At 72.3% G+C, this 26,969-nt stretch carries 28 protein-coding genes and 1 pseudogene; 25 read left to right on the top strand and 4 right to left on the bottom strand.

Translation table 11 applies throughout. The features are described from left to right. Both QRX50_RS50110 and QRX50_RS38940 read left to right on the top strand, forming a co-directional pair. Positions 1-1,866: a DUF4432 family protein gene (locus QRX50_RS50110; RefSeq protein WP_353074045.1), complete on the top strand. Its 1,866-nt coding sequence runs from the start codon at positions 1-3 to the stop codon at positions 1,864-1,866. Beyond that, positions 1,863-2,660, top strand: a complete 798-nt coding sequence (locus QRX50_RS38940; RefSeq protein ID WP_285968068.1) for a methyltransferase domain-containing protein — start codon at positions 1,863-1,865, stop codon at positions 2,658-2,660. Before QRX50_RS50110 ends, QRX50_RS38940 begins: the two co-directional genes overlap by 4 nt. Before the next feature lie 60 nt (positions 2,661-2,720). On the opposite strand, the gene QRX50_RS38935 is transcribed toward QRX50_RS38940, so the two are convergent. After that, on the bottom strand, positions 2,721-2,891 hold the full coding sequence (locus tag QRX50_RS38935) for a hypothetical protein (protein ID WP_285968067.1): 171 nt from the start codon (positions 2,889-2,891) through the stop codon (positions 2,721-2,723). A gap of 254 nt (positions 2,892-3,145) precedes the next feature. On the opposite strand from QRX50_RS38935, the pseudogene QRX50_RS50105 reads away from it, so the two are divergent. Both QRX50_RS50105 and QRX50_RS38925 read left to right on the top strand, forming a co-directional pair. Further along, positions 3,146-3,256: pseudogene (locus QRX50_RS50105) on the top strand (LysR family transcriptional regulator); the annotation flags it as partial. A gap of 130 nt (positions 3,257-3,386) precedes the next feature. Next, positions 3,387-3,536: a hypothetical protein gene (locus QRX50_RS38925; protein ID WP_285968065.1), complete on the top strand. Its 150-nt coding sequence runs from the start codon at positions 3,387-3,389 to the stop codon at positions 3,534-3,536. Positions 3,537-3,539: 3 nt separating this feature from the next. Here the strand turns inward: QRX50_RS38925 and QRX50_RS38920 are convergent, their stop codons facing one another. From QRX50_RS38920 to QRX50_RS38910, 3 genes are read right to left on the bottom strand one after another with little or no spacing between them, the layout of a single operon-like run. Further along, positions 3,540-4,034, bottom strand: a complete 495-nt coding sequence (locus QRX50_RS38920) for a nuclear transport factor 2 family protein (RefSeq protein WP_285968064.1) — start codon at positions 4,032-4,034, stop codon at positions 3,540-3,542. Then, a complete protein-coding gene (locus tag QRX50_RS38915; protein WP_285968063.1) occupies positions 4,031-4,687 on the bottom strand; it encodes an enoyl-CoA hydratase/isomerase family protein in 657 nt (218 codons plus the stop codon). The genes QRX50_RS38920 and QRX50_RS38915 overlap by 4 nt, the downstream gene beginning before the upstream one ends. Positions 4,688-4,701: 14 nt before the next feature. Further along, positions 4,702-5,481 carry an enoyl-CoA hydratase/isomerase family protein gene (locus QRX50_RS38910; RefSeq protein ID WP_285968062.1) on the bottom strand — a complete coding sequence of 260 codons (780 nt, stop codon included), beginning with the start codon at positions 5,479-5,481 and terminating at the stop codon, positions 4,702-4,704. A 245-nt stretch (positions 5,482-5,726) separates the two neighbouring features. Between QRX50_RS38910 and QRX50_RS38905 the strand changes: the two genes are divergently transcribed. Genes QRX50_RS38905 through QRX50_RS38805 form a run of 21 tightly spaced genes read left to right on the top strand, consistent with a single transcriptional unit; the run spans position 5,727 to position 26,950 of the window. Beyond that, positions 5,727-6,929 carry an ABC transporter substrate-binding protein gene (locus QRX50_RS38905; RefSeq protein WP_285968061.1) on the top strand — a complete coding sequence of 401 codons (1,203 nt, stop codon included), beginning with the start codon at positions 5,727-5,729 and terminating at the stop codon, positions 6,927-6,929. A gap of 5 nt (positions 6,930-6,934) precedes the next feature. Further along, on the top strand, positions 6,935-8,446 hold the full coding sequence (locus QRX50_RS38900) for an ATP-binding cassette domain-containing protein (RefSeq protein ID WP_285968060.1): 1,512 nt from the start codon (positions 6,935-6,937) through the stop codon (positions 8,444-8,446). After that, positions 8,443-9,294: a branched-chain amino acid ABC transporter permease gene (locus QRX50_RS38895; RefSeq protein WP_285968059.1), complete on the top strand. Its 852-nt coding sequence runs from the start codon at positions 8,443-8,445 to the stop codon at positions 9,292-9,294. Before QRX50_RS38900 ends, QRX50_RS38895 begins: the two co-directional genes overlap by 4 nt. After that, positions 9,291-10,364: a branched-chain amino acid ABC transporter permease gene (locus QRX50_RS38890; RefSeq protein WP_285968058.1), complete on the top strand. Its 1,074-nt coding sequence runs from the start codon at positions 9,291-9,293 to the stop codon at positions 10,362-10,364. The genes QRX50_RS38895 and QRX50_RS38890 overlap by 4 nt, the downstream gene beginning before the upstream one ends. A 13-nt stretch (positions 10,365-10,377) precedes the next feature. Beyond that, the gene (locus tag QRX50_RS38885; RefSeq protein ID WP_285968057.1) at positions 10,378-11,556 is read left to right on the top strand and encodes an acyl-CoA dehydrogenase family protein; all 1,179 of its coding nucleotides are present in this window, start codon (positions 10,378-10,380) and stop codon (positions 11,554-11,556) included. Next, positions 11,553-12,374 carry a cyclase family protein gene (locus QRX50_RS38880; protein WP_285968056.1) on the top strand — a complete coding sequence of 274 codons (822 nt, stop codon included), beginning with the start codon at positions 11,553-11,555 and terminating at the stop codon, positions 12,372-12,374. Before QRX50_RS38885 ends, QRX50_RS38880 begins: the two co-directional genes overlap by 4 nt. Beyond that, positions 12,371-13,003 carry a TetR/AcrR family transcriptional regulator gene (locus QRX50_RS38875; RefSeq protein WP_285968055.1) on the top strand — a complete coding sequence of 211 codons (633 nt, stop codon included), beginning with the start codon at positions 12,371-12,373 and terminating at the stop codon, positions 13,001-13,003. Before QRX50_RS38880 ends, QRX50_RS38875 begins: the two co-directional genes overlap by 4 nt. Next, positions 13,000-14,340 carry a phenylacetate--CoA ligase family protein gene (locus QRX50_RS38870; protein WP_285968054.1) on the top strand — a complete coding sequence of 447 codons (1,341 nt, stop codon included), beginning with the start codon at positions 13,000-13,002 and terminating at the stop codon, positions 14,338-14,340. The genes QRX50_RS38875 and QRX50_RS38870 overlap by 4 nt, the downstream gene beginning before the upstream one ends. A 52-nt stretch (positions 14,341-14,392) precedes the next feature. Beyond that, complete coding sequence (locus QRX50_RS38865; RefSeq protein ID WP_285968053.1) at positions 14,393-15,571, top strand: thiolase family protein; 1,179 nt, start codon at positions 14,393-14,395, stop codon at positions 15,569-15,571. Next, positions 15,568-17,061 (top strand): 3-hydroxyacyl-CoA dehydrogenase NAD-binding domain-containing protein, encoded by a 1,494-nt coding sequence (locus QRX50_RS38860; protein WP_285968052.1) that lies wholly within the window; start codon positions 15,568-15,570, stop codon positions 17,059-17,061. The genes QRX50_RS38865 and QRX50_RS38860 overlap by 4 nt, the downstream gene beginning before the upstream one ends. After that, entirely contained in the window at positions 17,058-18,158 is a 1,101-nt protein-coding gene (locus QRX50_RS38855; protein WP_285968051.1) for a CaiB/BaiF CoA transferase family protein, read from the top strand. Before QRX50_RS38860 ends, QRX50_RS38855 begins: the two co-directional genes overlap by 4 nt. Next, positions 18,155-18,967 carry an SDR family NAD(P)-dependent oxidoreductase gene (locus tag QRX50_RS38850; protein ID WP_285968050.1) on the top strand — a complete coding sequence of 271 codons (813 nt, stop codon included), beginning with the start codon at positions 18,155-18,157 and terminating at the stop codon, positions 18,965-18,967. Before QRX50_RS38855 ends, QRX50_RS38850 begins: the two co-directional genes overlap by 4 nt. Beyond that, entirely contained in the window at positions 18,964-19,785 is an 822-nt protein-coding gene (locus QRX50_RS38845; protein ID WP_285968049.1) for a CoA-transferase, read from the top strand. The genes QRX50_RS38850 and QRX50_RS38845 overlap by 4 nt, the downstream gene beginning before the upstream one ends. Further along, on the top strand, positions 19,782-20,540 hold the full coding sequence (locus tag QRX50_RS38840) for a hypothetical protein (RefSeq protein WP_285968048.1): 759 nt from the start codon (positions 19,782-19,784) through the stop codon (positions 20,538-20,540). Before QRX50_RS38845 ends, QRX50_RS38840 begins: the two co-directional genes overlap by 4 nt. Then, positions 20,537-22,693, top strand: a complete 2,157-nt coding sequence (locus QRX50_RS38835) for an acyl-CoA dehydrogenase family protein (protein WP_285968047.1) — start codon at positions 20,537-20,539, stop codon at positions 22,691-22,693. The genes QRX50_RS38840 and QRX50_RS38835 overlap by 4 nt, the downstream gene beginning before the upstream one ends. Continuing rightward, positions 22,690-23,436 (top strand): enoyl-CoA hydratase, encoded by a 747-nt coding sequence (locus tag QRX50_RS38830; RefSeq protein WP_285968046.1) that lies wholly within the window; start codon positions 22,690-22,692, stop codon positions 23,434-23,436. The genes QRX50_RS38835 and QRX50_RS38830 overlap by 4 nt, the downstream gene beginning before the upstream one ends. Further along, positions 23,433-23,819 carry a hypothetical protein gene (locus QRX50_RS38825; protein ID WP_285968045.1) on the top strand — a complete coding sequence of 129 codons (387 nt, stop codon included), beginning with the start codon at positions 23,433-23,435 and terminating at the stop codon, positions 23,817-23,819. Before QRX50_RS38830 ends, QRX50_RS38825 begins: the two co-directional genes overlap by 4 nt. Continuing rightward, a complete protein-coding gene (locus tag QRX50_RS38820) occupies positions 23,816-24,136 on the top strand; it encodes a MaoC family dehydratase (RefSeq protein WP_285968044.1) in 321 nt (106 codons plus the stop codon). The genes QRX50_RS38825 and QRX50_RS38820 overlap by 4 nt, the downstream gene beginning before the upstream one ends. Continuing rightward, the gene (locus tag QRX50_RS38815; protein WP_285968043.1) at positions 24,133-24,966 is read left to right on the top strand and encodes an FAS1-like dehydratase domain-containing protein; all 834 of its coding nucleotides are present in this window, start codon (positions 24,133-24,135) and stop codon (positions 24,964-24,966) included. The genes QRX50_RS38820 and QRX50_RS38815 overlap by 4 nt, the downstream gene beginning before the upstream one ends. Then, a complete protein-coding gene (locus QRX50_RS38810) occupies positions 24,963-25,883 on the top strand; it encodes an acyl-CoA thioesterase (protein ID WP_285968042.1) in 921 nt (306 codons plus the stop codon). The genes QRX50_RS38815 and QRX50_RS38810 overlap by 4 nt, the downstream gene beginning before the upstream one ends. After that, entirely contained in the window at positions 25,880-26,950 is a 1,071-nt protein-coding gene (locus tag QRX50_RS38805; RefSeq protein ID WP_285968041.1) for an NAD-dependent epimerase/dehydratase family protein, read from the top strand. Before QRX50_RS38810 ends, QRX50_RS38805 begins: the two co-directional genes overlap by 4 nt. Positions 26,951-26,969: the final 19 nt, after the last annotated feature.

Here is a 26,969-nt window from a genome sequence, read left to right as displayed (position 1 = left end):
ATGGACAGACGCACGACCGGCGCGCGCTGGCGGCCCCGCGGTGGTGCGGGCGGCGTGCGGCTGGTGACGCTCGCGGACGGCGCCGAGCGCGGCGTGCGCGCCCTGGAGTTCCGCACCGGCAGCGGGCTGGCGTTCGAGGTGCTCGTCGACCGGGCGATGGACCTCGGCGCGGCCGAGCACGCGGGGCGCGCGTTCGGCTGGCACTCGCGCACCGGCGTGCGGCACCCCGGCCTGCACGAGCACGCCGACGAGGACGGCTTGTCGTGGCTGCGGTCGTTCACCGGGTTGCTGGTGACCGGCGGCCTCGACCACACGCTGTTCGGCGGCTCGGTCGAGTCCGCGGGCTACCGCTACCCACCGCGTGAGACCGTGCGGCACGGGTTGCACGGGCGCGTCGCCAACATCCCGGCCTCGCTGCACGGCTACGGCTCGACGTGGGAGGGCGACCGGTGCGTGCTGTGGGCCGAGGGCGCCGTGCGGCAGGCGGCGGTGTTCGGCGAGAACCTCACGCTCACCCGGCGGATCGAGGCCGATCTGGGCGGCAATGAGATCCGGCTCGTGGACACCGTGCACAACCCGGCGTTCGAGCCGATGCCGCACATGTTCCTCTACCACATCAACCTCGGCTGGCCCCTGCTCGACGAGGGCGCGCGGTTCGTCGCGCCGGTCGAGCGCACGGTGTGGCAGTCGGACAGCGTGGCTTCGCAGGGGGTGGACCCCCTGGTGTTCCCGCCGCCGATCCCGGGGTTCGTGGAGCAGGTTTACGAACACGAGCTGACCAGCGGCACCGCGGCGATCGTCAACGAGCGGCTGGGTCTCGCGGTGAGCGTGCACTGGTCTCAGGACGAGTTCCCGTGCTTCTTCGAGTGGCTCAACCTGCGGGCAGGCAACTACGCGGTGGGGCTGGAGCCGTCGACGCACCACGTCGGCGGCGAGGCGGCCGCGCGGGCGGACGGCAGCATGACGTGGCTGGAACCGGGGGGAGTCGCGCACCTACCGCACGGCGTTCCGCGTGGAGGAGCTCTGAACCACGTCGACGCCCACCACCACCTGCGGCACCCGGCGGCGCACCCGCAGCCGTGGCTCGACCAGCCGGCGCCGGCGCCGATCCGCCGCCCGTTCACCGTGCGCGACCTGCGCCTGGCGACGCTCGGCACCCGGGTCACGTGCACCGTGCTCGTGCAGGCCGTCGGGTCGGCGGCGGAGACGGAGCAGCTGCTCGCGCTGTCGGATCCGCTGGTGGCCGGCGTCGTCGGGTGGGCCGACCTGACGACGCCGGAGCTCGACCTGGCGCGCTTGCGCGGCACGCGGCTGGTCGGCCTCCGCCACGGCGTGCAGTCCGAACCGGACTCGCGGTGGCTGTGCCGGCCGGACGTCCGCGCCGGCCTGCGCGTGGTCGCCGCCGCGGGTTTGACGTTCGACCTGCTGATCCGCCCGGACCAGTTCGACGCGGCGCTCGAGGCCGTGCGGGCGGTACCCGAGCTGACGTTCGTGCTCGACCACCTGGGCAAGCCGCCGATCGCGTCGGGGGAGACGGAGCCGTGGGCTTCCCGGCTGCGTTCGCTGGCCCGTGAGCCGAATGTCGTGGCCAAGCTTTCCGGCCTGGTCACGGAAGCCTCGTGGCCACAGTGGACAGTCGCGGACCTGCGCCCGTACGCCGACGTCGCGCTGTCGTCGTTCGGCCCGGCGCGGCTGATGTACGGCTCGGACTGGCCGGTGTGCCTGCTCGCCGGCACCTACGGCGAGGTCTATTCGGTCGCCGACGCCCTCACCGCGCACCTGACCGCGGCCGAACGCTCGGCGATTTTCGGGGGTACCGCCGAGCGCGTCTGCGGTCTGTCGCACGGTGCACAATCACCGCCATGACCTCCCCGGACGAGGGTTACCTCCTCGACAACGCCCAACCGGAAGCGGGCTCGCGCTTCGACGCGCTCAGCGCGCTGTTCGACGCGTCGACGTTCCGGCACCTCGACGACCTGGGCCTCGCCCCGGGCTGGCGGTGCTGGGAAGTCGGCGCCGGCGGCCCCTCGGTGGTGACCTGGCTCGCCGACCGCGTCGGCCCGAGCGGCCACGTGCTCGCCACCGACCTCGACACGTCCTGGGCCACCACCGCCGCGAGCGACGTCGTCGAAATCAGTCGCCACGACGTCGGCCTCGACGCACCCCCGCCCGGCGGCTTCGACCTCGTCCACGCCCGCCTGGTCCTGGTCCACGTGCCCGACCGCGAACGCGCCCTGCGCACCCTGGTCGCCGCCCTGCGCCCCGGCGGCCGCCTCCTGCTGGAAGACGCCGACCCGGCGCTGCAACCCCTGATCTGCCTCGACGAACGCGGCCCGGACGAGGCGCTGGCCAACCGCCTGCGCCGCGCCTTCCGCGAGCTCCTCGCCTCGCGCGGCGCCGACCTCGCCTACGGCCGCACCCTCCCGCGCGTCCTGCGCGAAGCCGGACTCACCGACGTCACCTCCGACGCGTACTTCCCGATCACCTCGCCCGCCTGCACCGCCCTGGAAGCCGCGACCGTCCGCCAGATCCGCGGCGACCTCGTCGCCGCCGGCCTGGCGACGGACGCCGAGATCGACCGGCACCTGGCCAACGTCACGTCCGGCGGCCTCGATCTGGCTACCTCTCCGATGATCTCGGCTTCGGGCCGCCTTCCGTAGGCCGCCGGAAGAGCCGGCCACGGTCGGTGCCGGAAGCCGCGGCCACCGTCTCGACGCATCTCACCGCGCCACGAGGCACGGTTTCTTCGGATCGAACGTCCATCCCGACCGCAGGTACCGCATCGCCACCGCGTCGTCGCGCCGGCCCAGCCCGTGTGCCAGATACTGCTCGTGCGCGAGCTCCACCTGCTCCGGATCCAGCTCCACGCCCAACCCCGGCCGTGTCGGCATCGCGATCTCCCCGCCTTCGATGGGGAACGGGCGGTGGTCAGGCGCCGGCCGTCTTGCCAGATCCAGTGGGTGTCGATGGCCGTCATGGTGCCCGGGGCCGCCGCGGCGACGTGGGTGAACATCGTGAGGGAGACGTCGAAGTGGTTGTTCGAGTGCGAGCCCCACGTGAGGCCCCACTCGTGGCAGAGCTGGGCGACCAGGTGCTCGCGGCGCTGGACGAAACGCTGCCCGAAGGGCACGTCGAACTGTCCGAAATGGTCACCAACGACTGGCTAGACGCCCTCGCCCGCGACGAGATCGACCTCGGTCTGGCCCGCCCGGCCTTCGACACCGACGCCTTCGCCTCGCGGCTCGTCCACCGTGAACCACTGGTGCTCTGCGTGCCCGCTCGGCATCGGCTGGCCACCCTCGGCCGCCCGGTGACAGATCCAGACCATGGTCTGGCTGGTCGCCGCTCGCCAGGCCATCGCCTTCGTCCCCGCGTCCGCCACTCGCATGACCATCGACGGTGTGGCCTGGGCCGAGCTCGGCGGCCGCCCCGACCCGTCCGTCGAGCTCCACCTGCTGTGGCCGCGCGAGCACACGAACCCGGTGCTGGTCCCGGCATCGCAGGCGCTGGAGGTCATCCGCCCGGCAGCACGCTGACGGTCAGAACGGCGCGTCGAACCCGGCTGCCAGCCGCGCGATGCGCCACAGGCCGCGGTCGGTCCGGCGCAGCGTGAAGCGATACGGACCGGCGGACACCGGGGTGGTCGTGCGGTCGTGGCTGCTCAGCAGGACGAGGTAGGCATAGGCGAGCACTTCGCCGCCGTCGGGTTCGCCGACCACGATGTTGCTGAAGACGTGGCGCCGCTGGTCGATCTGGGCCGGCCAGAAGCCGGCGAGCCAGGCGGCGATGGCGTCGGCTCCGTGGATCGGCTCGACGTGGTCGCGGCCCATGATGATGCCCTGCCACACGCCGTCGGGGGTGAAACAGGCGGCCAGCGCCGCGCGGTCTCGCTCGTCGTAGGCCCAGCCGTAGCGCGCGATGGTCTCCGCGACGAGCAGCCGGTCGGCGACCGAGCCGGGGGCCGCCTCAGGCAGTGCGACGTGGCCCGACGCACCGGCCCAGCCGGGTTCGGGAAAGAGTTCTCCCTCGCTCATCCGGCGCCGCCCGCGGCGACGTCGGCCAGCCAGGCCTCGTAGTCCAGCACCGTTTCGAGCTCACTTCGCTGGCGCGTGCTGAGCGCGCGCTTGAGCGCCGACGAGCCGGCCGGGTCGGCCGCGAGCCGCTGTGCCAGCGCGCGCGCCGCCTCGGCGTCGCCGGGTCCGAGGAGGCCGCGGCGGGCCGCCTCGTCGGCCGACAGCGTCTCGCCGGTCCAAGCCAGCTGGGCGAACGTCCCGGTGCCGCAGGTCCGGCCGACCAGCCAGCCGGTGCCACCCAGCAGCGCGGCGGCCTTGAGGTCGCCCACCGACAGCGTCGTGCGGGCGGTGGCGAGCCGGACGTCGGCGGCGAGCGCGAGCGCCAGCCCGAACCCGCTCACCTGCCCGTCGAGCGCGACGACGACCGGGTACGCCAGGCCGAACAGATCCTTGACGAGCGACTGGTACCCGGCATCGACCCGGTCGCGGTCGAGCCGGGCCGACGCCACGTCCGGGGCGTGGTGCCACGCGTCGCCGTACACCCGCAGCAGGACCGCGCCCGGCGTCGCGCGGCGCCAGCCCCGGACCTCGCGGGCCAGCGCGGCGCGGACTTCGTCGCCCAGTCGCCCACCGGCACCGGGGTCTTCGAACTCCAGGGTCGCGAACTCGCTCATCGGTGCCGGCCTCCTCATCGTCCGGTGAAGCGCGCCGAGCGCTTCTCCAGAAAGGCGTCGATTCCCTCGAAATGGTCCTCTGTGGACAGAAGCGTGCCGAGCAGCGCCCGCTCGTGTTCCAGGCCGCCGGCCAGCGGCAGCTCCTCCGACGCGCGCACGGCCGCCTTGGACAGGCGCGTCGCGACCGGGCCGAACGCCGCGACCTCGCCGGCCAGCGCGACACCGGCCGCGACGACCCGCTCCGCGGGCACGACCCGGGCCACCAGCCCGTATTCGCGAGCAGTCCAGGCATCGACCGTGCGTGCGGCCAGCACGAGCTCCGCCGCGCGAAAGCGGCCGGCCACGCGGGCCCAGCGTTGGGTGCCGCCCGCGCCGGGCAGGATGCCGAGCCGGATCTCCGGCTGCCCGAACGTCGCCGAGTCGGCCGCGACGATGAAATCGCACGACATCGCCAGTTCGCAGCCGCCGCCGAGCGCGTATCCGGCGACGGCCGCGATCGAAGGCTTGGGGAAGCGCCCGAACCGCGCCCACGCGGCGAGGCGTTCGGACTGCAGGTAGCCGGCGGGTGAGGTGGTGCGCAGCTCCCGGATGTCGGCGCCGGAGGCGAAGATCTTCTCTCCGCCGGTGAGGACGACGGCGCGGATCTCGTCGTCCGCCTCCGCGCGGTCGAGCCCGGCGCACAGTCCGCGCAGGACGTCGGTGCTCAGTGCGTTGCGCGCGGACGGGCGGTCGATCGTGATCATCGCGACGTGGTCGCCCACGTCGTAGCGCACCGCCTGGTCGTCGTCGGCCACCTGGGTCTCCTCACTGGGGAACGCAGTCGGGAACAGGAGTGCCGAGAGACGTACCCCGGCGTATGTCCGAGGCAAAACATACGCGTGCGTATGTAGGTCGGTCAACCGCCAAAGATGATCATTTTTCCTTATGTAGAGCCATAACCGCCGACTAAATGGCTCTTGACGCCAGATTATCCGCCGCATACCTTCTGCTCTACATACGCTGAAGTATGGCGACAACGAGGTCGAAGCTGGAGGCTGGCGTGAAACGGACAAGGTTGTTCCCCGTGCTGGGCCTGGCGGTCCTGCTGGCCGGCTGTGCGAACACGGGCGCGAGCTCGTCCTCACCCAGCGCGGGCGACAGCGGGTCCGGTCCGATCAAGATCGGTGTGATCGTGCCGCTGAGCGGCCCCGCCGGCCCCAACGGCAAGGACGTGCTCGACGCGATCACCACCAAGGCCGACCTGATCAACAAGGCCGGGGGCGTGAGCGGCAGGCAGCTGCAGATCGTTTCGAAGGACGACAAGAGCGACCCGGCGACCGGGGTCAGCGCCGCCACCTCGATGGTCAACGACGGGGTCGCGGTCGTGATGGGCGGCTGGAACAGCCCGGTCACGCTCGCCATCCAGCCGGTACTGGTGCGCGGAGGCGTCCTCAACGTCACCTCGATTCCGCAGAACGCGTCGATCATCGGCCACGCGGATCCCGACGCGGTGCGGATGAACGCGGGCAACGCGGCCGGCGCCTACGCCGCGGCCCAGTACCTCGCGAAGGACCTCAAGGCCAAGCGCGTGGCGATGCTGCTGGAGAATGACGCCTACGGCAACGACGCCGGCTCGTTCCTCGGCAAGCAGCTGCAGGCCGAAGGTATCCAGGTGGTCAGCCAGCAGAAGTTCGACTACGCCGGGACCGATTTCCGCGTGCCGCTGTCGCAGCTGGCCGGCGCCAACCCCGACGTGGTCTTCTCCGCCAACGCCGCCGAGTCCTCCGGCATGCCGGCGCTCGCGGACCAGTACGCGGAATCCGGCATGCCGGCGCCCCACTTCGCCGCGCTGGGCACGGTTTCGCCGAAGGTCGTCGGCCTGGCCGGTGGCGCGAAGGTCGACGGGCTGCTGTCGGCGGACCTGTACTTCCCCGATGTGGCGCCCTTCAACGCCAACCAGGTCAACACCGAGTTCGTGAAGGCCTTCTCCGCGAAGACCGGGCAGCTGCCCGACAAGTACGCCGCGCTCGGGGCCGAAAGCGTGGACGTGTGGGCGAAAGCGGTCGATAAGGCCGGCGGCACCGACCGCGAAAAGGTCGCGGCCGCGATCCACGGCCAGAGCTTCACCGGCACCGTCCTCGGCGACGTCTCTTTCACCGCCAAGGGCCAGCTCAAGACGAAGGTGTACGCCTTCACCGTCAAGGGCGGCAAGGTGGCCGTGCTCGACGAGATCCCGATCCCCGACGCCATCTGGGAGCAGTGAGGCCGATGTCCTCATCGGACTCGGAAGTCCCCGCACTGCGGGTGGCGGACCTCTGCGTGCGCTACGGCAGCTTGCAGGCGCTGAACGACGTGTCCTGGACGGTGTCCGACGGTGAGATCCTCGGCATCATCGGGCCCAACGGCGCGGGCAAGAGCTCGAGCTTCGCGGCGGTGACCAACACCGTGCGCCGCACCGGCACCGTCGAGCTGTACGGCTCGAACGTCGATTCCGTGCCCACGCACCGGCTCTCCCGGCGCGGCCTGCGCCGCACCTTCCAGCAGAACTCCTTCTACAGTGGACTGTCTGTGCTGGACAACGCGGCCGCCACGTTCGCGGTGGAGAACGGGGTGCCGCTCGCCGGCAGCGTGTTCACGCCGTGGCGCGAAGCCAAGCAGCGGTCCCGCACCCGCGCCGCGGCCGCGGACCTGCTCACGGACTTCGGGATCCCGGCCCGCTACCACGGGATGTACCCCGACAACATCCCGTACGGGCTGCAGCGGTGCCTGTCGATCGTGTTCGCCTACGGCGCCGGCGCGAAGGTGCTGCTCGTCGACGAACCGGCCGCCGGCGTCGGCGGCGAGGACATGCACAACCTCGCGGAACTGTTGCTGCAGCTGCGTGACCGCGGCCTCGCCGTAGTGCTCATCGAGCACCACATGGACCTGGTGATGGAGATCGTCAACCGGCTCCTGGTGATCGATCGCGGTGAGCCGATCGCCTACGGCGAGCCGGAACAAGTGCAGCGGGACCCCGCGGTAACTCGAGGCGTACCTGGGCAGGGCGGCATGACGGCGCTGCTGGAAGTCGACGACCTGCGCGTGCGCTACGGGCGCAGCACCGCGCTGTCCGGAGTGGACCTGACCGTCTCCGACGGCGAGCTCGTCGCCGTGGCCGGTGCCAACGGCGCGGGCAAGAGCACCCTGGTCAACGCCGTCGCCGGGTGGTCCCGGGGCAAGGTGAGCGCCACGGGCGCGATCCGCCTCGGCGGCCACGACATCGCCACCTTGCCGGCGCACAAGCGCACGAAGCTCGGCGTGGTGCTCGTGCCCGAGGGCAAGAGCGTGTTCGAGCGCATGACGGTGGAGGAGAACCTCCGCATGGTCCGGCCGCCGCGCGAAGCCTCCGGCCGGCGTTACGAGGTCTCGGACGTCTACGACGTGTTCCCGCAACTGCCCGCCCGGGCCCACGCACGGTGCTCGACGCTGAGCGGCGGCGAGCGGCAGATGGTGGCCATCGGGCGGGCGCTGCGCGCGGCGCCGCGGCTGCTGATCCTCGACGAGCCGTCCGTCGGGCTCGCGCCGCGGCTCGTCGTCGAGGTGCTCGAACACATCCGGGAGCTCGTCACCAGTGGGCTGTCGGTGCTGCTGGTCGAACAGAACGTGCGCGCGACGCTCGAGGTCGCGGACCGGCTGTATCTGCTGGAGCAGGGGCAGGTCGTCGGTGCGGGCCCGTGCACCGAGATGCGGGACGACGACCGGATCGTCTCCGCCTACCTGGGAAGGCTGGGCCGGTCGTGATCCTCGCGCAACTCGTCAACGGACTCGCGCTCGGCGCCGGCTACGCCCTGCTCGCGGTCGGCTGGACCGTGCTGCTCGGCGCCGCTCGCCTGGTGAACTTCGCCCACGGCCAGCTGTACATGATCGGCGCGTTCCTCACCTTCCTGGTGATCACGAAGGCAGGGCTGCCCTACCTGGCGGCGATCCCGGTCGCCGTGGTCGCGGTCGCGGTGCTCGGCGGGATCATGCAGCTGCTGATGCGGCGGCTCACGCTCGACCAGAACATCGTCAGCCTGATGCTGGTGACGCTCGCGTTCGGCTACCTGCTCGAAGGCGGCGGTTCGCTGCTGTTCGGCGGCAACCCGCAGGTCATCGACAGCCCGTTCCAGAACGCGGGGATGTCGATCGGCTCGGCGCGCTTCACCGGGCAGGATCTGCTCATCGTGATCCTCGCCTTCGCGCTCTACGGCGTCACGTGGTTCGTGCTCGGGCGTACCAACATCGGGCGCCTCGTACGGGGTGTCGCGGAAGATCCGAAGCTGGCGCAGCTGTACGGCATCGACGCGGCCAAGGTGTACCTGGGCGTGTTCGTGTTCTCCGCCGCGTGCGCCGCGCTCGCCGGCGCGGTGGTGGCACCGCGCAGCCCTATCCTCACCTCGATCGGGTTCGACCAGCTGGTGATCACGTTCCTCGTGGTGGTGCTCGCCGGCATCGGCTACCTGACCGGTGGCCTGTTCGTGGGCCTGGGGCTCGGCGTGTTCACCGCCTTCTTCGGCGCCTACGTCTCGCCGGCCTACTCCACGGCCGCGGCTTTCGCCGTGCTGCTCGTGGTCCTGATCGTCCGACCTCAGGGGTTGACCGCCCGATGACGAACGCAGTGCGCGCCGGGCGAGCCCCGGCGGGGACCACGACCTCCGACGGCGCCGCGGGACGCTCGCGGCGGCCGGGACCGGGAACCCGGGTCACCGGCTGGCTGGTGCTGGCCGTGGCGGGGTTCCTGCTGCCCACCCTGCTCGGCGGCTCCACCCGTATCTACACGACGTGTGTGCTCGTGGCGATCTTCGCGATGATGTCCTATGGCGCCGACGTCGTGCTGTCCTATCTCGGCGAGGTGAGCCTCGGGCACACGCTCTTCTGGGCGGCCGGCGCCTACGCCACGGCGTACTTCACGGTGAAATCCGGCTGGGGGCCGCTGCCATCGCTGCTGGTGTCCCTGGCGATAGCGGCTCTGCTGGCGCTGCTCGTGGGCCTGGCGACGTTGCGCACGCGGGAGTTCGTGTTCTCGCTAGTGACGTACGCGACCGCGATCATCGGGCTCACCGTGGTGTCCAATGTGGGCGGTCTCGGCGGGTCCGACGGCATCGTCGGCGTCCCGTTGCTGACGCTGCCGGCGATCGGCGGCAGCTACGTCGCCCGGACCGACGTGGACATCTGGCCGATCGCCTATGTCCTGCTCGTGGTCGTGATCTTCTTCATCGCGCGGTTCCGCCGGTCCCGGCTCGGGGCCAACGCGCTCATGACCCAGATGAACCCGGGCCTGGCGACCACGATGGGTGTCGACGTGCGCCGCACGCGGGTGCTGGTGTTCGTCGTGTCGGCACCGATCAGCGCGCTCGCCGGCTGGCTGTACGCGTTCCAGCGCAGCTACGTCAGCCCCGACCTGCTGTCGGCGTCGTTCCTGCTGTTCATGCTCACCGCCGTGATCCTGCCGGGTCGCCGCCAGCTGCTCGGCCCGCTCATCGGGGCCGCGCTGATCACCGCGCAGCAGCAGCTCGCCTCGTTCGGCGGTGATGTCGACAAGATCGTCCTCGGCGGCGTCCTCGCCCTCGTGCTGTTGGTGTCGCCCAACGGTTTCGCGGGGCTGGGGCGCCTGCTGGTGCGCCGCCGCCACCCGGCGGCCGAAGCCTCTCCGGCAGCCACCGCTGCCGCCGACGAATGATGGGAGCCCGACCGTGTCCGTGATCTGGGAGCCGCCGCTGAGCCCGGAAGGTCAGCAGTGGCGGGAGCTCGCCCGCAAGCTGTCCGCGGAGCACTTCGCGCCGCTGGCCGAGGAGCTCGACCGCGAGCAGCGTTATCCGTGGGAGAGCGTGCAGGTCCTGGTCGAGTCCGGCCTTGCCGGCCTGTTCATCGGCACCGAGTACGGCGGCCAGGGCGCGAGCTTCGACGTGGTGTGCGCCGTGATCGAAGAGGTGTCGCGAGCCTGCGCGTCGACGGGCGCCATCCTGACGGCCTACGCGCTCGGTGGCACCCCGGTGGTGCTGGCGGGCACCGACGAGCAGCGCGATCGCTACCTGGGCGGCCTCGCGAGAGGCCAGGCGGTCAGCTTCGCGCTCACCGAGGAGGGCGCGGGCAGCGACGCCGCGCGCATCAAGACGACGGCCGTCCGCGAGGGGGACGGCTGGCGCCTGCGCGGCGAGAAGATCTTCATCGGCAACGGCGGCGCCTCGCAGCATTACGTCGTGTTCGCGCTGACCGATCCCGAAGCCGGAACTCGCGGCATGACGGCGTTCATGGTGGACAAGGACTCCGACGGGGTGGTCATCGACCACTTCGAGGACAAGATGGGCATCCGCGGCACGCAGACGAGCAACCTCAAGCTCGACACCGTCGTCGGCGACGACGCGATGCTCGGCGAGCTCAACAAGGGCATGAAGCTCGCGATGCTCACGCTCAACGCCGGCCGCATCACCGTTGCGGCGCAGTCGATCGGTGTCGGCCTCGCCGGCTACGACGTCGGGTCGCGAGAAGCGGCCCGGCGGCAGACGTTCGGCACGCCGATCATCGACAACCAGGGCATCTCGTTCCCGCTCGCCGACGTGGCCACCCGCCTCACCGCGGCCCGGATGATCACCCACCGCGCCGCCTGCACCTACCAGGAGGGCGGCGACGTCTCGATCCTGGGCGCGATGGCCAAGCTCGACGCCAGCGAAGCTGCCCACCGTGCGGTCGACACCGCCGTGCAGGTCTTCGGCGGCGCCGGCTACTGCAAGCCCTGCCCGGCCGAGCGGCTCTACCGTGACCAGCGGATCCTCGAGATCTACGAAGGCACCTCGGAGATCCAGCGGCTGGTGCTCGGCCGTGCCATCAAGGCGGAGGCGATCAAGGCCGGGGCAATCGGGGCCGCGAAGTGAGCGCTTCCTGGGAACAGCGGGTCGACTTCCCGCCGGCGGGCCGGTTCAAGGTCTACGACCTGGCGCAGCAGCTCTACACCGGCGTGCCGCACCACCCGAACCACCCGCCGTACAGCTTCTCGCTGACCAAGCGCCACGGCGAGGTGATGTACCCGGACGACGTCTCCGCGGCGGCCGAGATGATCACCACCGGCGGGCACGTCGGCACGCACGTCGACGGGCTGGCGCACGTCTCGAAGCTCGGCAAGGTCTACGGCGGGGTCGACATCGTCTCGAACCAGACCTACCCCGAGGGCATGCTCGAAGTCTCCGTGCACGAGCTCGCCCCGATGGCCGGCCGCGGCCACCTGGTCGACGCCACCCGTGCGCTCGGGCGGCCGCTCACGCCCGAGGACGGCGTGGACGCGGACCTGTTCGAGCGGTGGTTCGCCGACAAGCCGGTGCCTGAGCCAGGCTCGATCGTGCTCGTGCGCACCGGCTGGGACGGGCTCTGGGAGGACAACGCCGCCTTCCTCGGCACCAACACCGGGGCGCCGGGTGTGGTGCTTTCGGGCGCGCGATGGCTCACCGACCACGGCGTCGTGGCCAGTGGTTGCGACACCGTGGCCTACGAGCGGATGCCGAATCCGACGCTTCAGGTGCACTGCCATCTGCTCCTCGAACAAGGGGTGCCGATCATGGAGGCCATGAACCTTTCGACAATCGCCGAAGACGAGGTCTGGGACTTCTTCTTCACCGCCTCGCCCTTGTCCATCCGCGGTGGCACCGGATCACCGATCCGCCCGCTGGCCTTCGTGCCCGCCGGGGGCGCCGCATGACCGGCAGGACGTCCCGCTCCGGGACCGGGCCGGGGCCCCGGGAGATCCTCGAGGCCGCGGCGATCGCCTTCACCCGGACCGGGTATGAGGCGACCACGATCGACGGCATCGCCGAGCTGCTCGGCGCGACCAAGGGTCGCGTCTACCACTACTACCGCACCAAAGCGGACATCTTCCTCGACGTGGTCCAGACCGGCATGGAGGAGATGATCGCCGGGGTGGCGCCCATCGCGGCGACCGCGGACATCTCGAGCGCCGACCGGCTGTGGCGCATGGTGCACCACCACGCCGGGCTGATGATGACCCGCAACTCGTTCCAGCGGGTCGCGGTGCAGGCGGTGGAGATGCACCGCCTGCAGGAGAACCAGGCGCACCGCGAGGCGTACCAGAAGGTGATCGCCCTCCGGGACGAGTACGAGCAGATGTTCGCCGACGTGATCGACGAGGGCAAGCGCGAAGGCCTGTTCCGCGACGTCGACCCCCGGCTGGCCACGAAGCCGGCGCTGGGTGCCCTCAACTGGATCAGCCTCTGGTACGACCCCGAGCGCGGGGACTACGCGACCGTGCAGCGGGTGGCCAACGAGTACGCCGACTTCATCGTCAACGGCCTGCGCAGGAGCAGAACATGACCTCTCCGACCACCGTCCGCCCGTACTCCGACCGCTACTGGAGCGAGGTCGAGATCTCGCCCCTGGAGCAGCTCCGCGAACTGCAGCTGGCCGCGTTGCGCAAGCAGCTCGAGTACGTGGGGGCGCACAGCGCCTTCTACCGCGCGAAGTGGCGCGAGCTCGGGTTCGAACCGGGCGACGTGCGCACCCTCGAGGACCTGCGGCGACTGCCGGTGGTCACGAAGGCGGACTACGTCGCCGACCTCGACTCGGCGGCGCCGTGGGGCACCAACGTGACGGCCGATCGCCGCGACGTGCGCCGGGTGCACTTCTCCTCCGGCACCACCGGCAGGCCGACGCCGGTGTGCTGGTCCGCGGCGGATCTCACGCGGTGGGCCGACCTCTATGCCCGCACCGGGTACGCGCAGGGCGTGCGCGACCACGATGTGTACCAGTGCCTGTTCGGGTACGCGTGGTTCGTCGGCGGCCTGGGCGCGACGGCCGGCTACGAGCGGCTCGGGGCGACGGTGCTGCCCGGTGGGTCGAGCGAGACCGAGCGGCAGATCGAGACGATGTTCCGCTACGGCACCACGGCCATCAGCGGCACACCGTCGTTCATCCTGCACCTGGCGGAGGCCGCGGAGGCCAAGGGCACGCCGCTGGCGTGCTCGGCCGTGAGCCGCATCCAGGTCGGCGGCGAGCCCGGCGCCTGCGTGCCCGCGACCCGCGCGCACATCGAACGCCGGTGGGGCGCGAAGTGCTTCGACGGCTACGGCAGCCTCGAGTTCCAGCCGATCGCGTGGGAGTGCGAGGAGCAGGCGGGCGGGCACCTCGTCGAGGACTTCGCGTACGCGGAGATCGTCGACCCGGAGACGCACGAGCCGGTGCCGGACGGCACCCCCGGTGCTCTCGTGCTGACGCACCTCGACAAGCAGGCCACCCCGCTGGTGCGGTGGTGGACCGGCGACATCGTGGTGCGCGACAGCACGCGCTGCGGCTGCGGCCGCACCCACGGGCGGCTCGCCGGCGGAGTGGTCGGCCGAGCCGACGACATGCTCGTGGTACGGGGCGTGAACCTCTTCCCGAGTGCCGTCGAGCAGGTGGTGCGGCGGACCGCGGGCACCACGGGGGAGTACCTGATCGTGCTCGACGAGGACGTCACCGACCCCGCCACCGGTTACCTGACCGGCATCAAGCTGCGGGTCGAGGTCGAGCAGGGCGTGCCGGAGGACTTCGGCTCCCGGCTCGCCGCGGCGGTTCGAGCGGAGCTGACCGTGCGCTGCGTCGCCGAGCCGGTGCCCGAAGGCACCTTGCCGCGCAGCACGCACAAGACCAAGCGGGTGGTGCGCGCCGGCTGACCCATCCCGGGGACCACCTTTCCGCACGCACGCGAGGAACGAGAGGCAGAAGATGAGCAGGGAAGTGTTTCTGGTGGGCGGCGTCCGCACGCCGAACGGGCGCTACGGCGGCGCGTTGCGCGACGTGCGCACGGTCGAGCTCGGCGGCATCGCGGGCGCGGCGGCGCTGGAGCGGGCCGGGGTGCCGGCCGACGCCGTCGACGAGGCCGTGGTGAGCAACTGCCGGCAGGCGGGCAACGGACCGAACCCGGGCCGCCAGGTCGCGCTGCGCGCGGGGGTGGCGCAGCGGGTACCGGCCCAGACCATCAACATGGCGTGCGCTTCGGGCCTGAAGACGGTGCAGCTGGCCCACCAGTCGGTGCTTGGCGGCAGCGCCGACGTGGCGCTCGCGATCGCGGTCGAGAGCATGAGCACGATGCCGTTCATCGCGCCGTACACGCTGCGCTGGGAAGGCACGCGCCGCGGCGACATCACGCTCGCCGACGGCTGGCGCGACGGCGGCACCGACCCGATCTGCGGCATGAACATGGGGCAGACGGCGGAAAAGGTGTCGCGCGAGTTCGGGATCTCGCGCGCCGCGCAGGACGAATGGTCGGCCCGCAGCCACGAACGCGTGATGCGCGCGTGGGACGAGGGCAGGTTCGAAGGTCAGGTCGTGGCGGTCGAGAGCGAGCACGGGTCGCTCGCCACGGACGAGACCTACCGCCGCGACACCAGTCTCGAACGGCTCGCGAAGCTGCGCGCTTCGTTCGAACAGGACGGCACGGTGACCGCCGGCAACTCCAGCCAGATGGCCGACGGTGCCGCGGGCATCGTCGTGGCCAGTGGCGAGGCCGTGGAGCGCCACGGCCTGAAGCCCCGGGCCCGGATCCTGTCCTTCGCCGCCGTCGGGGTCGACCCGAGCATGATGGGCATCGGCCCCACGGCGGCGATCCCGGCGGCGCTCGCCTCGGCCGGACTGTCCACTGGCGACATCGACCTGTTCGAGATCAACGAGGCCTTCGCCGCGCAGATCGTGCAGAACGTCCGTGAGCTCAAGCTCGACGAGGAGCGCGTGAACGTCAACGGTGGCGGCATCGCGCTGGGCCACCCGACCGGGCAGAGCGGGCTGCGGCTCGTGGTGACGCTGCTGTCCGAACTGGAGCGCCGGGGCGCGCGGCTCGGCGTGGCGAGCCTGTGCGTCGGCGGTGGGATGGGCGTCGCCGCGGTGATCGAGGCGGTGGCGGCGTGAGCGATCTCGCCGGGCTGAAGGTCGTCGTGGCGGGCCTCGGGCCGATGGGCCGCGACATCAGCCGCGTCTTCGACCGGGCCGGGGCGGACGTGCGTGTGGTCGACGTCTCGCCGGAGGTGACCGAGGCCGGGCTGGGGAAGATCCGGGCCGAAGCCGAGTCCGCCGGCGAGGCCGTGTCGTCGATCTCGGCCGCCACGCTCGCCGAGGCGGTGCCGGACGCGGACGTGTTCCTCGAGGCGGTGGTGGAGGACATGGACGTGAAGCGGGTGTTGCTCGCCGAAGTGGCCGCACTCGGGCGCGACGAACTGCTGGTCGCGTCGAACACGTCCTCGCTGTCCGTGGGGGAGATGGGCAAGGCGTTCGGAGACCCGGGCCGGGTCGTCGGCATGCACTTCTTCAACCCCGCCACCAAGATGCGGCTCGTCGAGGTGATCGTCGGGGGCGGGACGAGCGAGGCGGTGGCCGAGCGCGCTCGCGAGCTGGCCGAAGCGCTCGGCAAGACCGCCGTGGTGTGCCGGGACTCGCCGAACTTTGTCGTCAACCGCGTGTGCCGGCCGTTGTACTACGAAGCGCAGCTGCTGGTGACGCAGGGCGTGCCGGCAGGTGTGGTGGACGCCGCCGCGTCCGGTGGCCTCGGGCACCCGATGGGACCGTTGACGCTGCTGGACTTCACCGGTCTGCACACGCACCTCGGCTCGTCCGAGACGGCGCTACGTGAGTTCGGCGACCCCCGCTACCGGCCGATCCCGCTGGCCCGCTCGCTGGTGCGCAGCGGCTTCACCGGCCGGGCCGCCGGCCGCGGGTTCTACGACTACGGCACGGAAAAACCGCGGGCCGCGATCGCCCGCCTGCGGCGCGAGCCGGGTTCCGAGGGCGCGGATGTGCGGGTGATCGCCGCGGGTCCGGACGCCCGGGCGTTCGACCTGCCCGCCACGACTGGCGGCCGCACGATCACGCTGTACCGCTGCCACGGCGGCCCAGGCGAAGGCGACGTCGCTGCGGTGCGGAAACTCGCGGGATCCGGCGAGGTCGTGGTGGACAGCTCCGACGGGCGCTGGCTCGACGTGCTGCCCGCCGGCGTCGGCTGGCTGCGCCTGCACCGCGCGCCCGCCGGTGACCTGTTCGCCGAGATCGTGCGCGACGACGTCGCGAAGGTGGCGCCGACACCCGCGGCCACCGCGGTGGTGGACGCCGTCGGTGCGACCTCGGTCGAGGTCCCGGCCCTGCCCGGGCTCGTGGTCGACCGGCTCGCGTACTGCATGGTCAACGAGGCGGCCGGGCTGGTCGAGGAAGGCACCGCGTCGGCCGGTGACGTCGACGTGGCCTTGACCCTCGGGATGAACCACCCGCGCGGCCCGTTCGAGACACTGCAGCTCGCCGGCGCGCCCGCGGTGTACGAGGCGCTGCGGTCGATGGCCGACCTCACGGGGGATCCGCGCTACCGGCCGGCGCAACTGCTGCGGCGGCAGGCGGCGGGAGCGCGGCCGTGAGTACTCCGCAGCCGTTGCGCGGCCGGCGGGTGATCGACCTGAGCCAGTACATCGCCGGCGCGGTGTGCGGGCAGGTGCTCGCGGACTATGGCGCCGAGGTCGTGAAGGTCGAGCCACCGGGCGGCGATCCGTCGCGGGCGCTGGCGGGCAGCCGCTTCGGCAGCAGCTACTTCCGCGCCTACAACACGGGAAAGTCGTCGGTCGCGCTCGACCTGCGCGACCCTGCGGACCGGCTGCGCCTCGACGAGCTGCTCGCCGGTGCCGACGCCGTGGTGCTGAACTTCGGCCGCCGCACCCGGGAACGGTTGCGGCTGGACGCGGCCTCGCTGCACGCCGGACATCCCGGGCTCGTGGTCACCGTAGTCAGCGCGTACGGCGCCGATGACTCGCGGACGTGCTTCGACTCGATCGCCCAGGCGGTGAGCGGGTTCGCCGTGCTGAACGCCGACGAAGAGGGCCGCCCGAGCATCGCGGCCGGCTACCCGACCGACGTGTTCAGCGGCCTGCACGCCGCCACGGCGACCGCGATGGCCCTGCTCGACCCGCAGCGTGCGCCGCGGCTGGAGATCGACGTGCCCATGATCGAGGTCGCGATGGCTTCCCTCACCGGTCCGGCGTCGCTCACCGCCGCCGACGACGCCGCTTTCACCGTGGGCCAGGGCAACCGCGACGCCGCCACCGCACCGTCCAATGTGTACGAATGCCGCGACGGCTTCTGCTACGTCTACGCCGGGCTGGACAAACACTGGGCCTTGCTGCGGCCGCTCGTCGATGGTCCGGACGCGCCCGCGCCGCAGCGGATCGCCGAACGCGCCCGCTTCGACGCGGCCGTCGAGGTCTGGACCCGCCGCCACACCGTGGCCGAGGTCTGCGAGCGGATGCAGGAGTTCGGCATCCCGGCCGGGCCCGTGCGCGACCCCGTCGTGGCACTGACCGCGACCACGGCCGAACGGCCGGGCGCGGTCGTCGCCCGGGAAGCCGGCGGTGAGGCCGTGCCGCAGTACCCCGTTTCGTTCTCCGGACACCGGCCGCGCCGCCGCCCCGCCCCCGTGCGCCCCGAGCACACCACCGTGAATCCCAAGGAGACAGCGCGATGACAGCAGCCACCACCGAACCCCGGGTCCTGGCGAGCGGCACGCTCGACGGCCTGTCCGCGCTGGTCACCGGAGCCGGCAGCGGAATCGGCCGGGCCGTCACGCAGCGGCTCGTGCAGCTCGGCGCCCACGTCACCGGGCTCGGGCGGCATGAAGACTCACTCAAGGAGACCGGCGACCTGCTCGACGGGCCGGGCGGCTACGACCACCGCGTGTGCGATGTCCGCGACACCGAAGCCGCCGCGGCCGCGCTCGTCGAGGTCGGCGAAAGCCGCGGGCTCGGCCTGCTGGTGAACAACGCCGGTGGCCAGTTTTTCGCCAAGGCGCTGGACATCTCGGTCAACGGGTGGAACTCCGTGCTGGACCTCAACCTCACGAGCATCTTCCATCTCACCAAGGCCGCGCATCCGTACCTGGCGCGCACGCACGGTAGCGTCGTCAACCTCTCGCTGTCCGGGGTGGAGCGGGGCGGGATGGGCATGGCGCACTCGATCGCCGCCCGCGCCGGCGTGCTCGGCCTGACCCGCACGCTGGCGCTCGAATGGGCCACCGACGGCATCCGCATCAACTGCGTGGGCCCCGGCACGGTCTTGACCCACGCGCTGAACGACGAGGCGAGCGACCACGTGCTCGGCAACCTCGTGCACAAGGCCACGCCCATGCAGCGCCCGACGCCGACGGCCGACGTCGCCGAGCTCGTCGCGTTCCTCGCGAGCCCGGCCGGTGCGTTGATGACCGGCCAGCTGCTGCAGATCGACGGCGGCGCGCACCTCGGCGCCGGCCTGCACATGCTGCCGGAGGCCTACCGGTGACGCGGCCGTTCTCACTGGCTGACGCCGTCCGGACCCACGTGCGTCCGGGCACGCGCGTGTATCTCGGCAATTTCGGCGCGCAGCTGTTCAGCGTCGGCCACGAGCTGATCCGCCAAGGGCTGCGCGATTTCGACGCGGTGATCGCCTCGGGTGGCTTGCTGCTCGACCAGCTCCTCGGCGCGGGTGTGCTGCGCTCGGCGACGTTCGGGCACTGCTGGAGCCCCGTCGGTCCGGCGCCGGCCTGGAACTTCCGCCGGCTGGCCGAATCGGGCGCCGGCACGGTCGAACTGCACGAGCTGAGCCTCGGCCTCTTCAGCAGCGCGCTGACCGCCGGCGCGCACGGGGTGCCGTTCCTGCCCGTCACGGGACTGCCCGGCACCGGGTACACCGACGAGGACTGGACCGGCGGACAGCTGGCCACTGTGGACAGTCCGTTCGGGAGCGCCACCGTGGTGCGCGCCGAGCGGCCGGACGTCGCGTTCATCCACGTGGACGTGGTCGATGCCGAGGGCAACGGCCACATCCGCGGGCCGCTGGGCGAGGTGCTGCTGGCCGCGCAGGCGGCGCAGCGCGTGGTGCTCGTTGCCGAGGAAGTCGTCCCTGCCGACGAAGTGCGCGCGTTGGGCGTGACCATCCCGGGGTTGCTCGTGGACGGGTTCGCGCGAGTGCCAGGCGCGGTCGCGCCCGACGGCACCGTCGGCCGCTACGAGCGCGACGTCGACGCCTACGAGCGTTACGCCGAGCGGTCGCGGACTCCGGCGGGGTTCCAGGAGTGGCTGGCGGACGAGGTCTTCGCCGTCGCGGAGGTGGTTTCGTGAACACGCCCACCGTGGACTTCCTCGTCCGCGCCGCCCGCGAGTTCCGCCGCGGCGGCTGGGTGTTCACCGGCTTCCACTGGCCGGTGCTGGCCGGTCAGCTCGCTCACGCGCTCGCCGGCGAGCCCTTCGTCCAGGTCTTCGAAGCCGGCGCCGGGTGCTGGGAGGCCGGGACAGCGGTACCGACGAGCACCACCGACTACCCGGCCTACGCCAACGCGCTGGGCTGGCGGGCCACGACGTCGGACGTGCTGCTGGGGATGGCCCGCCGGTTCGACCGGGTCGTGCTGGACGCGAGCAACATCGACGTCCTCGGCCGCGTCAACTCCTCGTTCCTCGGCCCTCGGGAGAAGCCGTCCGTGCGGCTGCCGGGCGGAGGCGGGGCGCCGGACGTCGCCGCGGCGGCCCGGGAGCTCGTGTGGCTGCACGGTGGCAGCGACCTGCGCCGGATCCAGGACCGCGTCGAGCACGTGACCGCCGCGCCCGGATCGCACTCGCTCGTCCGGATGCACACGCGCTGGGGCAGCGTCCGGCTCGGTGCGCAGCCGAGGCTCGAGGAGCTGGCTGAGGCCGCGCCCGGCACCGACGACTTCGTCGCCCACCTGCGCGGACTGGGCGTCGATGTCTCCTCACCGGAGTCGCGCACGGAAGTCTCATCGGAGGACCGCCGTGCGGCAGCACAGGTTCTGGCCGAAGCTGCTGGACGTGGGTACGCGGTGGCTCGCCGGGCCCACGCCGAACTGGAGGTGCTGCGTTGACCGAGGATCTGACGACGGATTTGACGACACTGCGGGCGCAGGTCCGGGCGTTTGCCCGGGAACGGGAGGAACAGGGCCGGTTCACGCCGAAGTGCGATGCCTGGCTGCGCGGGCACGACCCGGAGTTCAGCCGGGAGCTGGCCGCGCGCGGTTGGGTCGGCATGACGTGGCCGGCCGAGTTCGGCGGTGGCGCCCGGTCGAACCTCGCGCGGCTGGTGGTGACCGAAGAGCTGCTGCGCGCCGGCGCGCCGGTCGCCGCGCACTGGATGGGTGACCGGCAGATCGGCCCGGCCATCCTCCGCTACGGCTCACCCGAGCTGCAGAAGACCTACCTGCCGCTGATCATCCGCGGCGACGTGTCGTTCTGCCTGGGCATGAGCGAGACCGAGTCCGGCTCGGACCTCGCGTCCGTGCACACCGTGGCCGGGCCGGTGCTCGGCGGCTGGCGGGTGCGCGGGCGCAAGATCTGGACCAGCCACGCCCACCGCGCGACCCACGCGTACGTGCTCGCGCGCACCGACGCGAGTGGTTCGAAGCACGAAGGGCTCACCGAGTTCATCGTCGACCTCACGTCCGCGGGCGTGGACATCCGGCCGATCTTCGACCTGCGCGGCGACCACCACTTCAACGAGGTCGTGTTCGACGACGTGTTCGTGCCCGCCGACCACGTGCTCGGCGTGCCCGGCAACGGGTGGCAGCAGGTCACCGAGCAGCTCGCGTTCGAGCGCGGCGGCATGGAACGCGTGCTGAGCACCTACCCGCTGCTCGCGGCCGTCGTCGCCCACAGCACGGCGCCCACGCCGGACGCCGCGGTCCGCATCGGCGAGGCGCTCGCCCGGCTCGCGACCCTGCGGCAGCTCGCGTGGCGCGTCGCGGTGGCGATCGACGGCGGCGCGGCGCCGGTGCAACAGGCGGCGGTGTTGAAGGATCTCGGCACCATCTTCGAAGGCGACGTCAACGAACTGGCCCGCGCGGTCCTCGACCTCGAACCCGATCCCTTCGCCGAGGGCGAAGCGGGCCTGCTTGCCCAGGGCGTGCTGGCCGCGCCCGGGTTCACGATCCGCGGCGGCACGACGGAAGTGCTGCGCACGATCATCGCCCGCTCGGCCGCTGCCGCGGGCCGCCCGGCTGACGAGTCGGGGCTGCGCGCCGTCGCCGACGACGTGCTGAGCGGTCACGGCGGAGATCCCGGCGCCACCCTGCCTCCGGTGTGGACGACAGTGTCCGAGCTGGGCTGGCCCGGAGTCGGCACTCCGGAGGGCCTCGGCGGTTCCGGGGGAGGGCTGGCCGAGCTGGCCGAACTCGTCGAGGCATGCGGGCGGCACACGGTTTCGCTGCCGCTGCTGGAAACGGCGTGGGCGCGGCTCGTGGCCGGGGCGCTGCCGCCGGGCCCGGCGACCGTGGTGCTCTCTCGCGCCGGGGACGACCTGGTCGTGGCCGACGGGGTCCTCTCGGGCGCGGCGAGCCGAGTGCGGTGGGCCGGCGTCGTCGAGCGGTTCGTCGTGCCGGCGCGGACGCCGGACGGGGCGCAGGTTCTGGTCGTCGTCGAGGCGGACGCGCCGGGCCTCGAAATCGAGCCGGGGGCGAACCTCGCGGGTGAACCGCGTGATCTCGTACGGTTCGGGAACGTGCCGGCCTCGCAGGTCGGCGCGGTTCCGGAGTTTCTCGCCGCGATCGGTGCGCTCCTGCAAGCCGCGGCGATGGTGGGCGCGCTCGAAACGGCGGTCGCGCACACCGTGGCGCACGTGACGGTGCGTGAACAGTTCGGCCGTCCGCTCATCAAGTTCCAGGCCGTCGGCGCGACGCTCGCGCGGATGGAGTCGCAGCTGACGCTGGCGCGCACGGCGGTCGCTTCGGCTGTCGCGGCGAGTCGTGGCGAGGTGGCACTCGACCGCGTGGCGGCGGCGGTGGTGATCACGGCGGCCGCGGCCACCGAGGTCGCCCGCGGCGCACACCAGCTGCACGGAGCCATGGGCGTGACGCGCGAACATCCGCTGCACCTCGCCACCCGCCGGCTCTGGTCGTGGCGCGACGAGTTCGGCGGCGAGCGGTACTGGGCACGCGCGCTGGGCGAACGGTTCGCCCGGCTTGGCCCAGACGCGGTGTGGGACTGGGTCACCGAAGACCTCTCCGGAGCGGAGGACGGACGATGAGCAAGGTCGAACTGGAGAACAAGGACGGCCGGTGGTCGCTGACGCTGGCCGCCCCCGATCGGCGCAACTGCCTCGACGCGCGGATGTGCCAGGACCTCGCGGACGCGCTCGCCACGGTGGCGGCCGACGCGGACGCCCGGGCGCTGGTCGTCACCGGTGCGGGCAAGGCGTTCTGCGCCGGAGCCGACCTGCCGGCAGTGTTCGGTGAGACGGGCCGCGAGGTGGCGCAGATCCGGCGTGATCTGCACACGATCTACAACAGCTTCCTGCGGCTGCGCGGGCTGGCGATCCCGACGGTCGCCGCGGTGCAGGGTGCGGCCGTCGGCGCCGGGCTGAACCTCGCGCTGGCATGCGACGTCCGGATCGCCGGGCCCCGTGCGTCGTTCGCCGCGACGTTCTCGCGGATCGGCCTGCACCCGGGTGGCGGCTGCACGTGGTTCCTGGTCGACGTGCTCGGGTCCCAGCGGGCGTTGGCGGTGCTGCTCGACGGGGGAGCGCTCAGTGGCGAGGCGGCCGTGCGGGCCGGGCTCGCGTTGGAGCTGGCGGACGATCCGGTGGCCGTGGCGATCGCCTACGCGGACCGGTGGGCGGCCGCGGATCCCGTGTTGGTGCGCGACATCAAGAAGGCCGTCGGACTCGCGCGCACGGGTGGTTTCGAGGCCACGCTGGAGTTCGAGTCGTGGGCGCAGGCTTCCTCGGCGACGGGGCCGGCGGTGCAGGCGGCCGTCGCGAAGTTCCGATGAGCGCGCTGCTGAGCGTCGCCGACCTCGACACCGGTGGCGAATGGCTCCCGCTCGACGTCGGCGCCGAGCTGCTGCCGGCCTACTGCGCGGTCACCGGGTGGTCCGGCGCCGAACCCCCGGCCGGACTCGCGTCCGTGGTGGGACGGCTCGCGTACACCCGCGGCCGGGAGATGCCACCGGGCGGCGTGCTGCGGGAGATCTCGCAGACGACCCGGGGCCCGGTGCCGGCCGACGGCCGCTGGCAGGCGCGTATCTCGTCCACTGTGCTCGGTGAACGCTCCGGCCGCCGCCGGCTGGCGATCGTAACCGACCTGCGTTCCGCGCTCGGCGCACCGGTGGCCTCAGTGCGGTTCCTGGTGGACTGGCCGGCGGGTGCCGCATGAGCGAGCTCCCGCTCGGCCCCGCGCTGATCTCCGCGTGGGCCGACGTCGTCGACGACCACAACCCGCTGCACCTCGATCCCGCCTACGCCGCGACGACCCGCTTCGGCGTCCCGATCGTGCACGGCTCCCTGCTGTTCGCCCTGGCCTGTGACGCCCTGCAGGCCGGCGGCAGCCCGGGCGCGGTGACCCTGCGCTTCCGGGCACCGGTGCCGGTCGGCTCCACGGTCTCCCTCACCGTCGACGGCCCGGACCTGCGGCTGCGCTGCGGCGACGCGGAACCGGTCGAGGCGCACGTCGAACCGGAGGCCACGTCGTGACCGCATCGTGGGGCTACAGCCTCACCGACCTCGTCCGCTACTCCGGCGCGGCCCAGGACTTCAACACCATCCACCACGACGCGCCCGCGGCCCGCGACGCCGGATTCGCCGGCATCGTGGCCCACGGCATGCTGACACTCGGGTGCGTCCTCGCGCACCTCGCCGACGACGCCGGGCCGGCCGGCCTCACCGCCTGCCGGGCCCGCTTCCGCGCCCCGGTCTACCTCGACACGCCCATCACCGTCACGGCGAAGGACCGCGCCGGCGGTGCCGACCTCATCGTCACCTGCGGCGACACGGTCGCCCTGACCGTCGAAGCGGACCTCGGCTCCCGGCCACCGTTGCCGGCCCTGCCCGGCGAAGAGCCCGTTGCAGACCACTGCCTGTGCGTCGAACGCGGCGCGCTCACCAGGCTCGCCCACGCGGTCGACGCGAAGTCGCCGATCTGGTACGACGCGCGTGCCGCCGCCGAAGCGGGTTTCGCCGATGTCCCGGGCATCCCGACGCTCGCCTTCGCACTGCCCGCCCTCGGCTGGTACCCCGACGGGCAATCCGGCCCGGGCTCCGCACGCCCGGACCCCGTGGCCGATTCGGCGCGCTGGGCCCGCAGCAGCGGACCCGTCGTCCACGGTGGACAGACGTTCGCCTACCACCGCCCGCTCGTCGCCGGCGAAACCGTGCGTTCCCGGCACTGGATCACCGGCCGCACCACCAAAACGGGCCGCGCGGGGGAGCTGCGCTTCACCGACGTCACCCAGCTGATCACCGGCTCCGGCGGCGAGCCCGTCGTCTCGGCTACAGCCACCCTCCTCGCGACGGGGCCGGTATGAGGAGCCCGGCGCTGCAGTACCTCCTGCAGCGGCTCGACCTGGAACCCGTGGCACCGGGCGTGTTCCGCGACCCTGGCGGGGCCGACCCGTTGCACCGGCTCTTCGGCGGTGAAGTCGCCGCGCAGGCACTCGTCGCCATGGGCCGGACCGTCACACCGGACCGCCCGGTGCACAGCCTCCATACGCGCTTCATCCGGCCCGGCCGGAGCGGAGTCCCGATCGAACTGCACGTGACCACGGTCAAGGAGGGCCGCAGCTTCGACCTCCGCGGCGTCGAGCTGCGGCAGGACGGCGCCCTCGTCCTCACCGCGACCGCGTCGTTCCAGGTCCCCGAGCCCGGCCCCCGCCATCCCGGCCCGACCCCCGCGGCGATCGACCCGGAAACCCTGCCCCGCTGGGAAGAGCGCTTCGGTGACCGGCGCGACCGGCTCAGTCCACTGTGGACTCGGTCTCGTCCGATCGACCTGCGCTACGTGGACCCGCCACCACCGCTGGATCCGACCTTGCGCGACCGGCCGCGCCGCGCGCAGACCACCCTCGTCCGCGCTGACGGTCCGCTGCCGGACGATCTGCTGCTGCACGCGGCCGCCGTGGTCTACGCCTCCGACATGACGCTGCTCGAAACCGCGCTCCTGCCGCTCGGCGTGGTCTACGCCGACGGCGAGTTCGACTGCGTGAGTCTCGACCACACGATGTGGTTCCACCGTCCGCCGCGCGCCGATCGCTGGCTGCGCTACGAGCAGGGCGCCGAAGTCATGGCCGGCGCGCGCGGCCTGGCCTCGGGCCGGATGTACGACGAGAACGGAGAACTCGTGGTGACCGTGATGCAGGAAGGGCTACTCCGTCCCACCGGGGGCACCGGCAGCTGGCTCGCCGGCACGGCCGCGGACCGCACGATGCCGGAGCCCCGGCGATGACCGTGCTCGTCGCCGGAGCGAGCGGGCTGGTCGGCGCGGCGTGCGTCACGGCGTTCGCCCAGGCCGGGTGGGATGTCCTGGCTGTGTCGCGCCGCGCGCCGGAGACCGACGAGCCCTTCGAGCACGTGCCCCTCGACCTCACGGACGCGGCCGCCGTGGCCGGCGTGGCCGGGCGGTTCGCGGACGTGACTCACCTCGTCTACACCGCCGTCTTCGAAAAGCCCGGCCTGGTCCGCGGGTGGCGCGACCCGGACCAGATGCGGACCAACGAGCGCATGCTGCAGGCACTCACCGGCGCACTGGCCGCCGCGCCCCTGCAGCACGTGACCCTGCTGCAGGGCACCAAAGCGTACGGCGTGCACCGCCACTCCATCCGGATCCCGGCCCGTGAACGGCACCCGCGCGACGAGCACGAGAACTTCTACTGGCTGCAGGAGGACCACCTCCGCGCGCTGGCCGGCGAGCGCGGCTTCGGCTGGACGATCCTGCGCCCGCAGCTGGTGGTCGGCCCGACCCACGGCGTCGCGATGAACCTGCCGCCGGTGATCGGCGCCTACGCGGCCATCTGCCGGGCCGAAGGGCTGCCCTTCGGCTTCCCGGGCGGCGCGCCGTACGTGACGGAAGCCGTCGACGTCCGCCTCGTCGCGAACGCCGCGCTGTGGGCCGCCACGGCGCCCGCGGCCCGCGACCAGCACTTCAATCTCACCAACGGCGAGGTCTTCGCCTGGCGCGACCTGTGGCCCGCGCTGGCCGAGGAGCTCGGCGTCGAACCGGCACCGGACCACCCTCGGCGCCTCGCCGAGTTTCTGCCCGAGCACGCGGACACCTGGGACCGCGTCGTGGCCCGCCACGGCCTGCGGCCCACCCCGCTCGCCGCCCTGCTCGGCGAATCCCACCACTACGCCGACTTCCACTTCGCCGCCGGCGCGGAAACCGCGCCGCCACCGGCGTTCGTCAGCACCGTCAAGATCCACCAGGCGGGCTTCACCGAAACCTGCGACACCGAGGAGTCCTTCCGCCACTGGCTCCGGGTTCTCGGCGAGCGCCGGATCCTTCCGGTCCTCTGAGGACACCGTCGCCGGTGGC

Origin of the sequence: Amycolatopsis sp. 2-15 (assembly GCF_030285625.1) — a bacterium.
GTDB classification, from domain to species: Bacteria; Actinomycetota; Actinomycetes; order Mycobacteriales; family Pseudonocardiaceae; genus Amycolatopsis; species Amycolatopsis carbonis.
The sequence above is the reverse complement of the archived record's forward strand: the minus strand, read 5'-3'. Positions and strand labels throughout refer to the sequence as shown.

Coding starts and splice junctions, on each gene's coding strand:
- QRX50_RS38935 (WP_285968067.1), bottom strand. CDS start 2,891: ATGCCGACACGGCCGGGGTTGGGCGTGGAGCTGGATCCGGAGCAGGTG.
- QRX50_RS38820 (WP_285968044.1), top strand. CDS start 23,816: ATGAGCGAGCTCCCGCTCGGCCCCGCGCTGATCTCCGCGTGGGCCGAC.
- QRX50_RS38890 (WP_285968058.1), top strand. CDS start 9,291: ATGACGAACGCAGTGCGCGCCGGGCGAGCCCCGGCGGGGACCACGACC.
- QRX50_RS38925 (WP_285968065.1), top strand. CDS start 3,387: ATGACCATCGACGGTGTGGCCTGGGCCGAGCTCGGCGGCCGCCCCGAC.
- QRX50_RS50110 (WP_353074045.1), top strand. CDS start 1: ATGGACAGACGCACGACCGGCGCGCGCTGGCGGCCCCGCGGTGGTGCG.
- QRX50_RS38900 (WP_285968060.1), top strand. CDS start 6,935: ATGTCCTCATCGGACTCGGAAGTCCCCGCACTGCGGGTGGCGGACCTC.
- QRX50_RS38825 (WP_285968045.1), top strand. CDS start 23,433: ATGAGCGCGCTGCTGAGCGTCGCCGACCTCGACACCGGTGGCGAATGG.
- QRX50_RS38850 (WP_285968050.1), top strand. CDS start 18,155: ATGACAGCAGCCACCACCGAACCCCGGGTCCTGGCGAGCGGCACGCTC.
- QRX50_RS38920 (WP_285968064.1), bottom strand. CDS start 4,034: ATGAGCGAGGGAGAACTCTTTCCCGAACCCGGCTGGGCCGGTGCGTCG.
- QRX50_RS38805 (WP_285968041.1), top strand. CDS start 25,880: ATGACCGTGCTCGTCGCCGGAGCGAGCGGGCTGGTCGGCGCGGCGTGC.
- QRX50_RS38915 (WP_285968063.1), bottom strand. CDS start 4,687: ATGAGCGAGTTCGCGACCCTGGAGTTCGAAGACCCCGGTGCCGGTGGG.
- QRX50_RS38810 (WP_285968042.1), top strand. CDS start 24,963: ATGAGGAGCCCGGCGCTGCAGTACCTCCTGCAGCGGCTCGACCTGGAA.
- QRX50_RS38940 (WP_285968068.1), top strand. CDS start 1,863: ATGACCTCCCCGGACGAGGGTTACCTCCTCGACAACGCCCAACCGGAA.
- QRX50_RS38865 (WP_285968053.1), top strand. CDS start 14,393: ATGAGCAGGGAAGTGTTTCTGGTGGGCGGCGTCCGCACGCCGAACGGG.
- QRX50_RS38830 (WP_285968046.1), top strand. CDS start 22,690: ATGAGCAAGGTCGAACTGGAGAACAAGGACGGCCGGTGGTCGCTGACG.
- QRX50_RS38870 (WP_285968054.1), top strand. CDS start 13,000: ATGACCTCTCCGACCACCGTCCGCCCGTACTCCGACCGCTACTGGAGC.
- QRX50_RS38875 (WP_285968055.1), top strand. CDS start 12,371: ATGACCGGCAGGACGTCCCGCTCCGGGACCGGGCCGGGGCCCCGGGAG.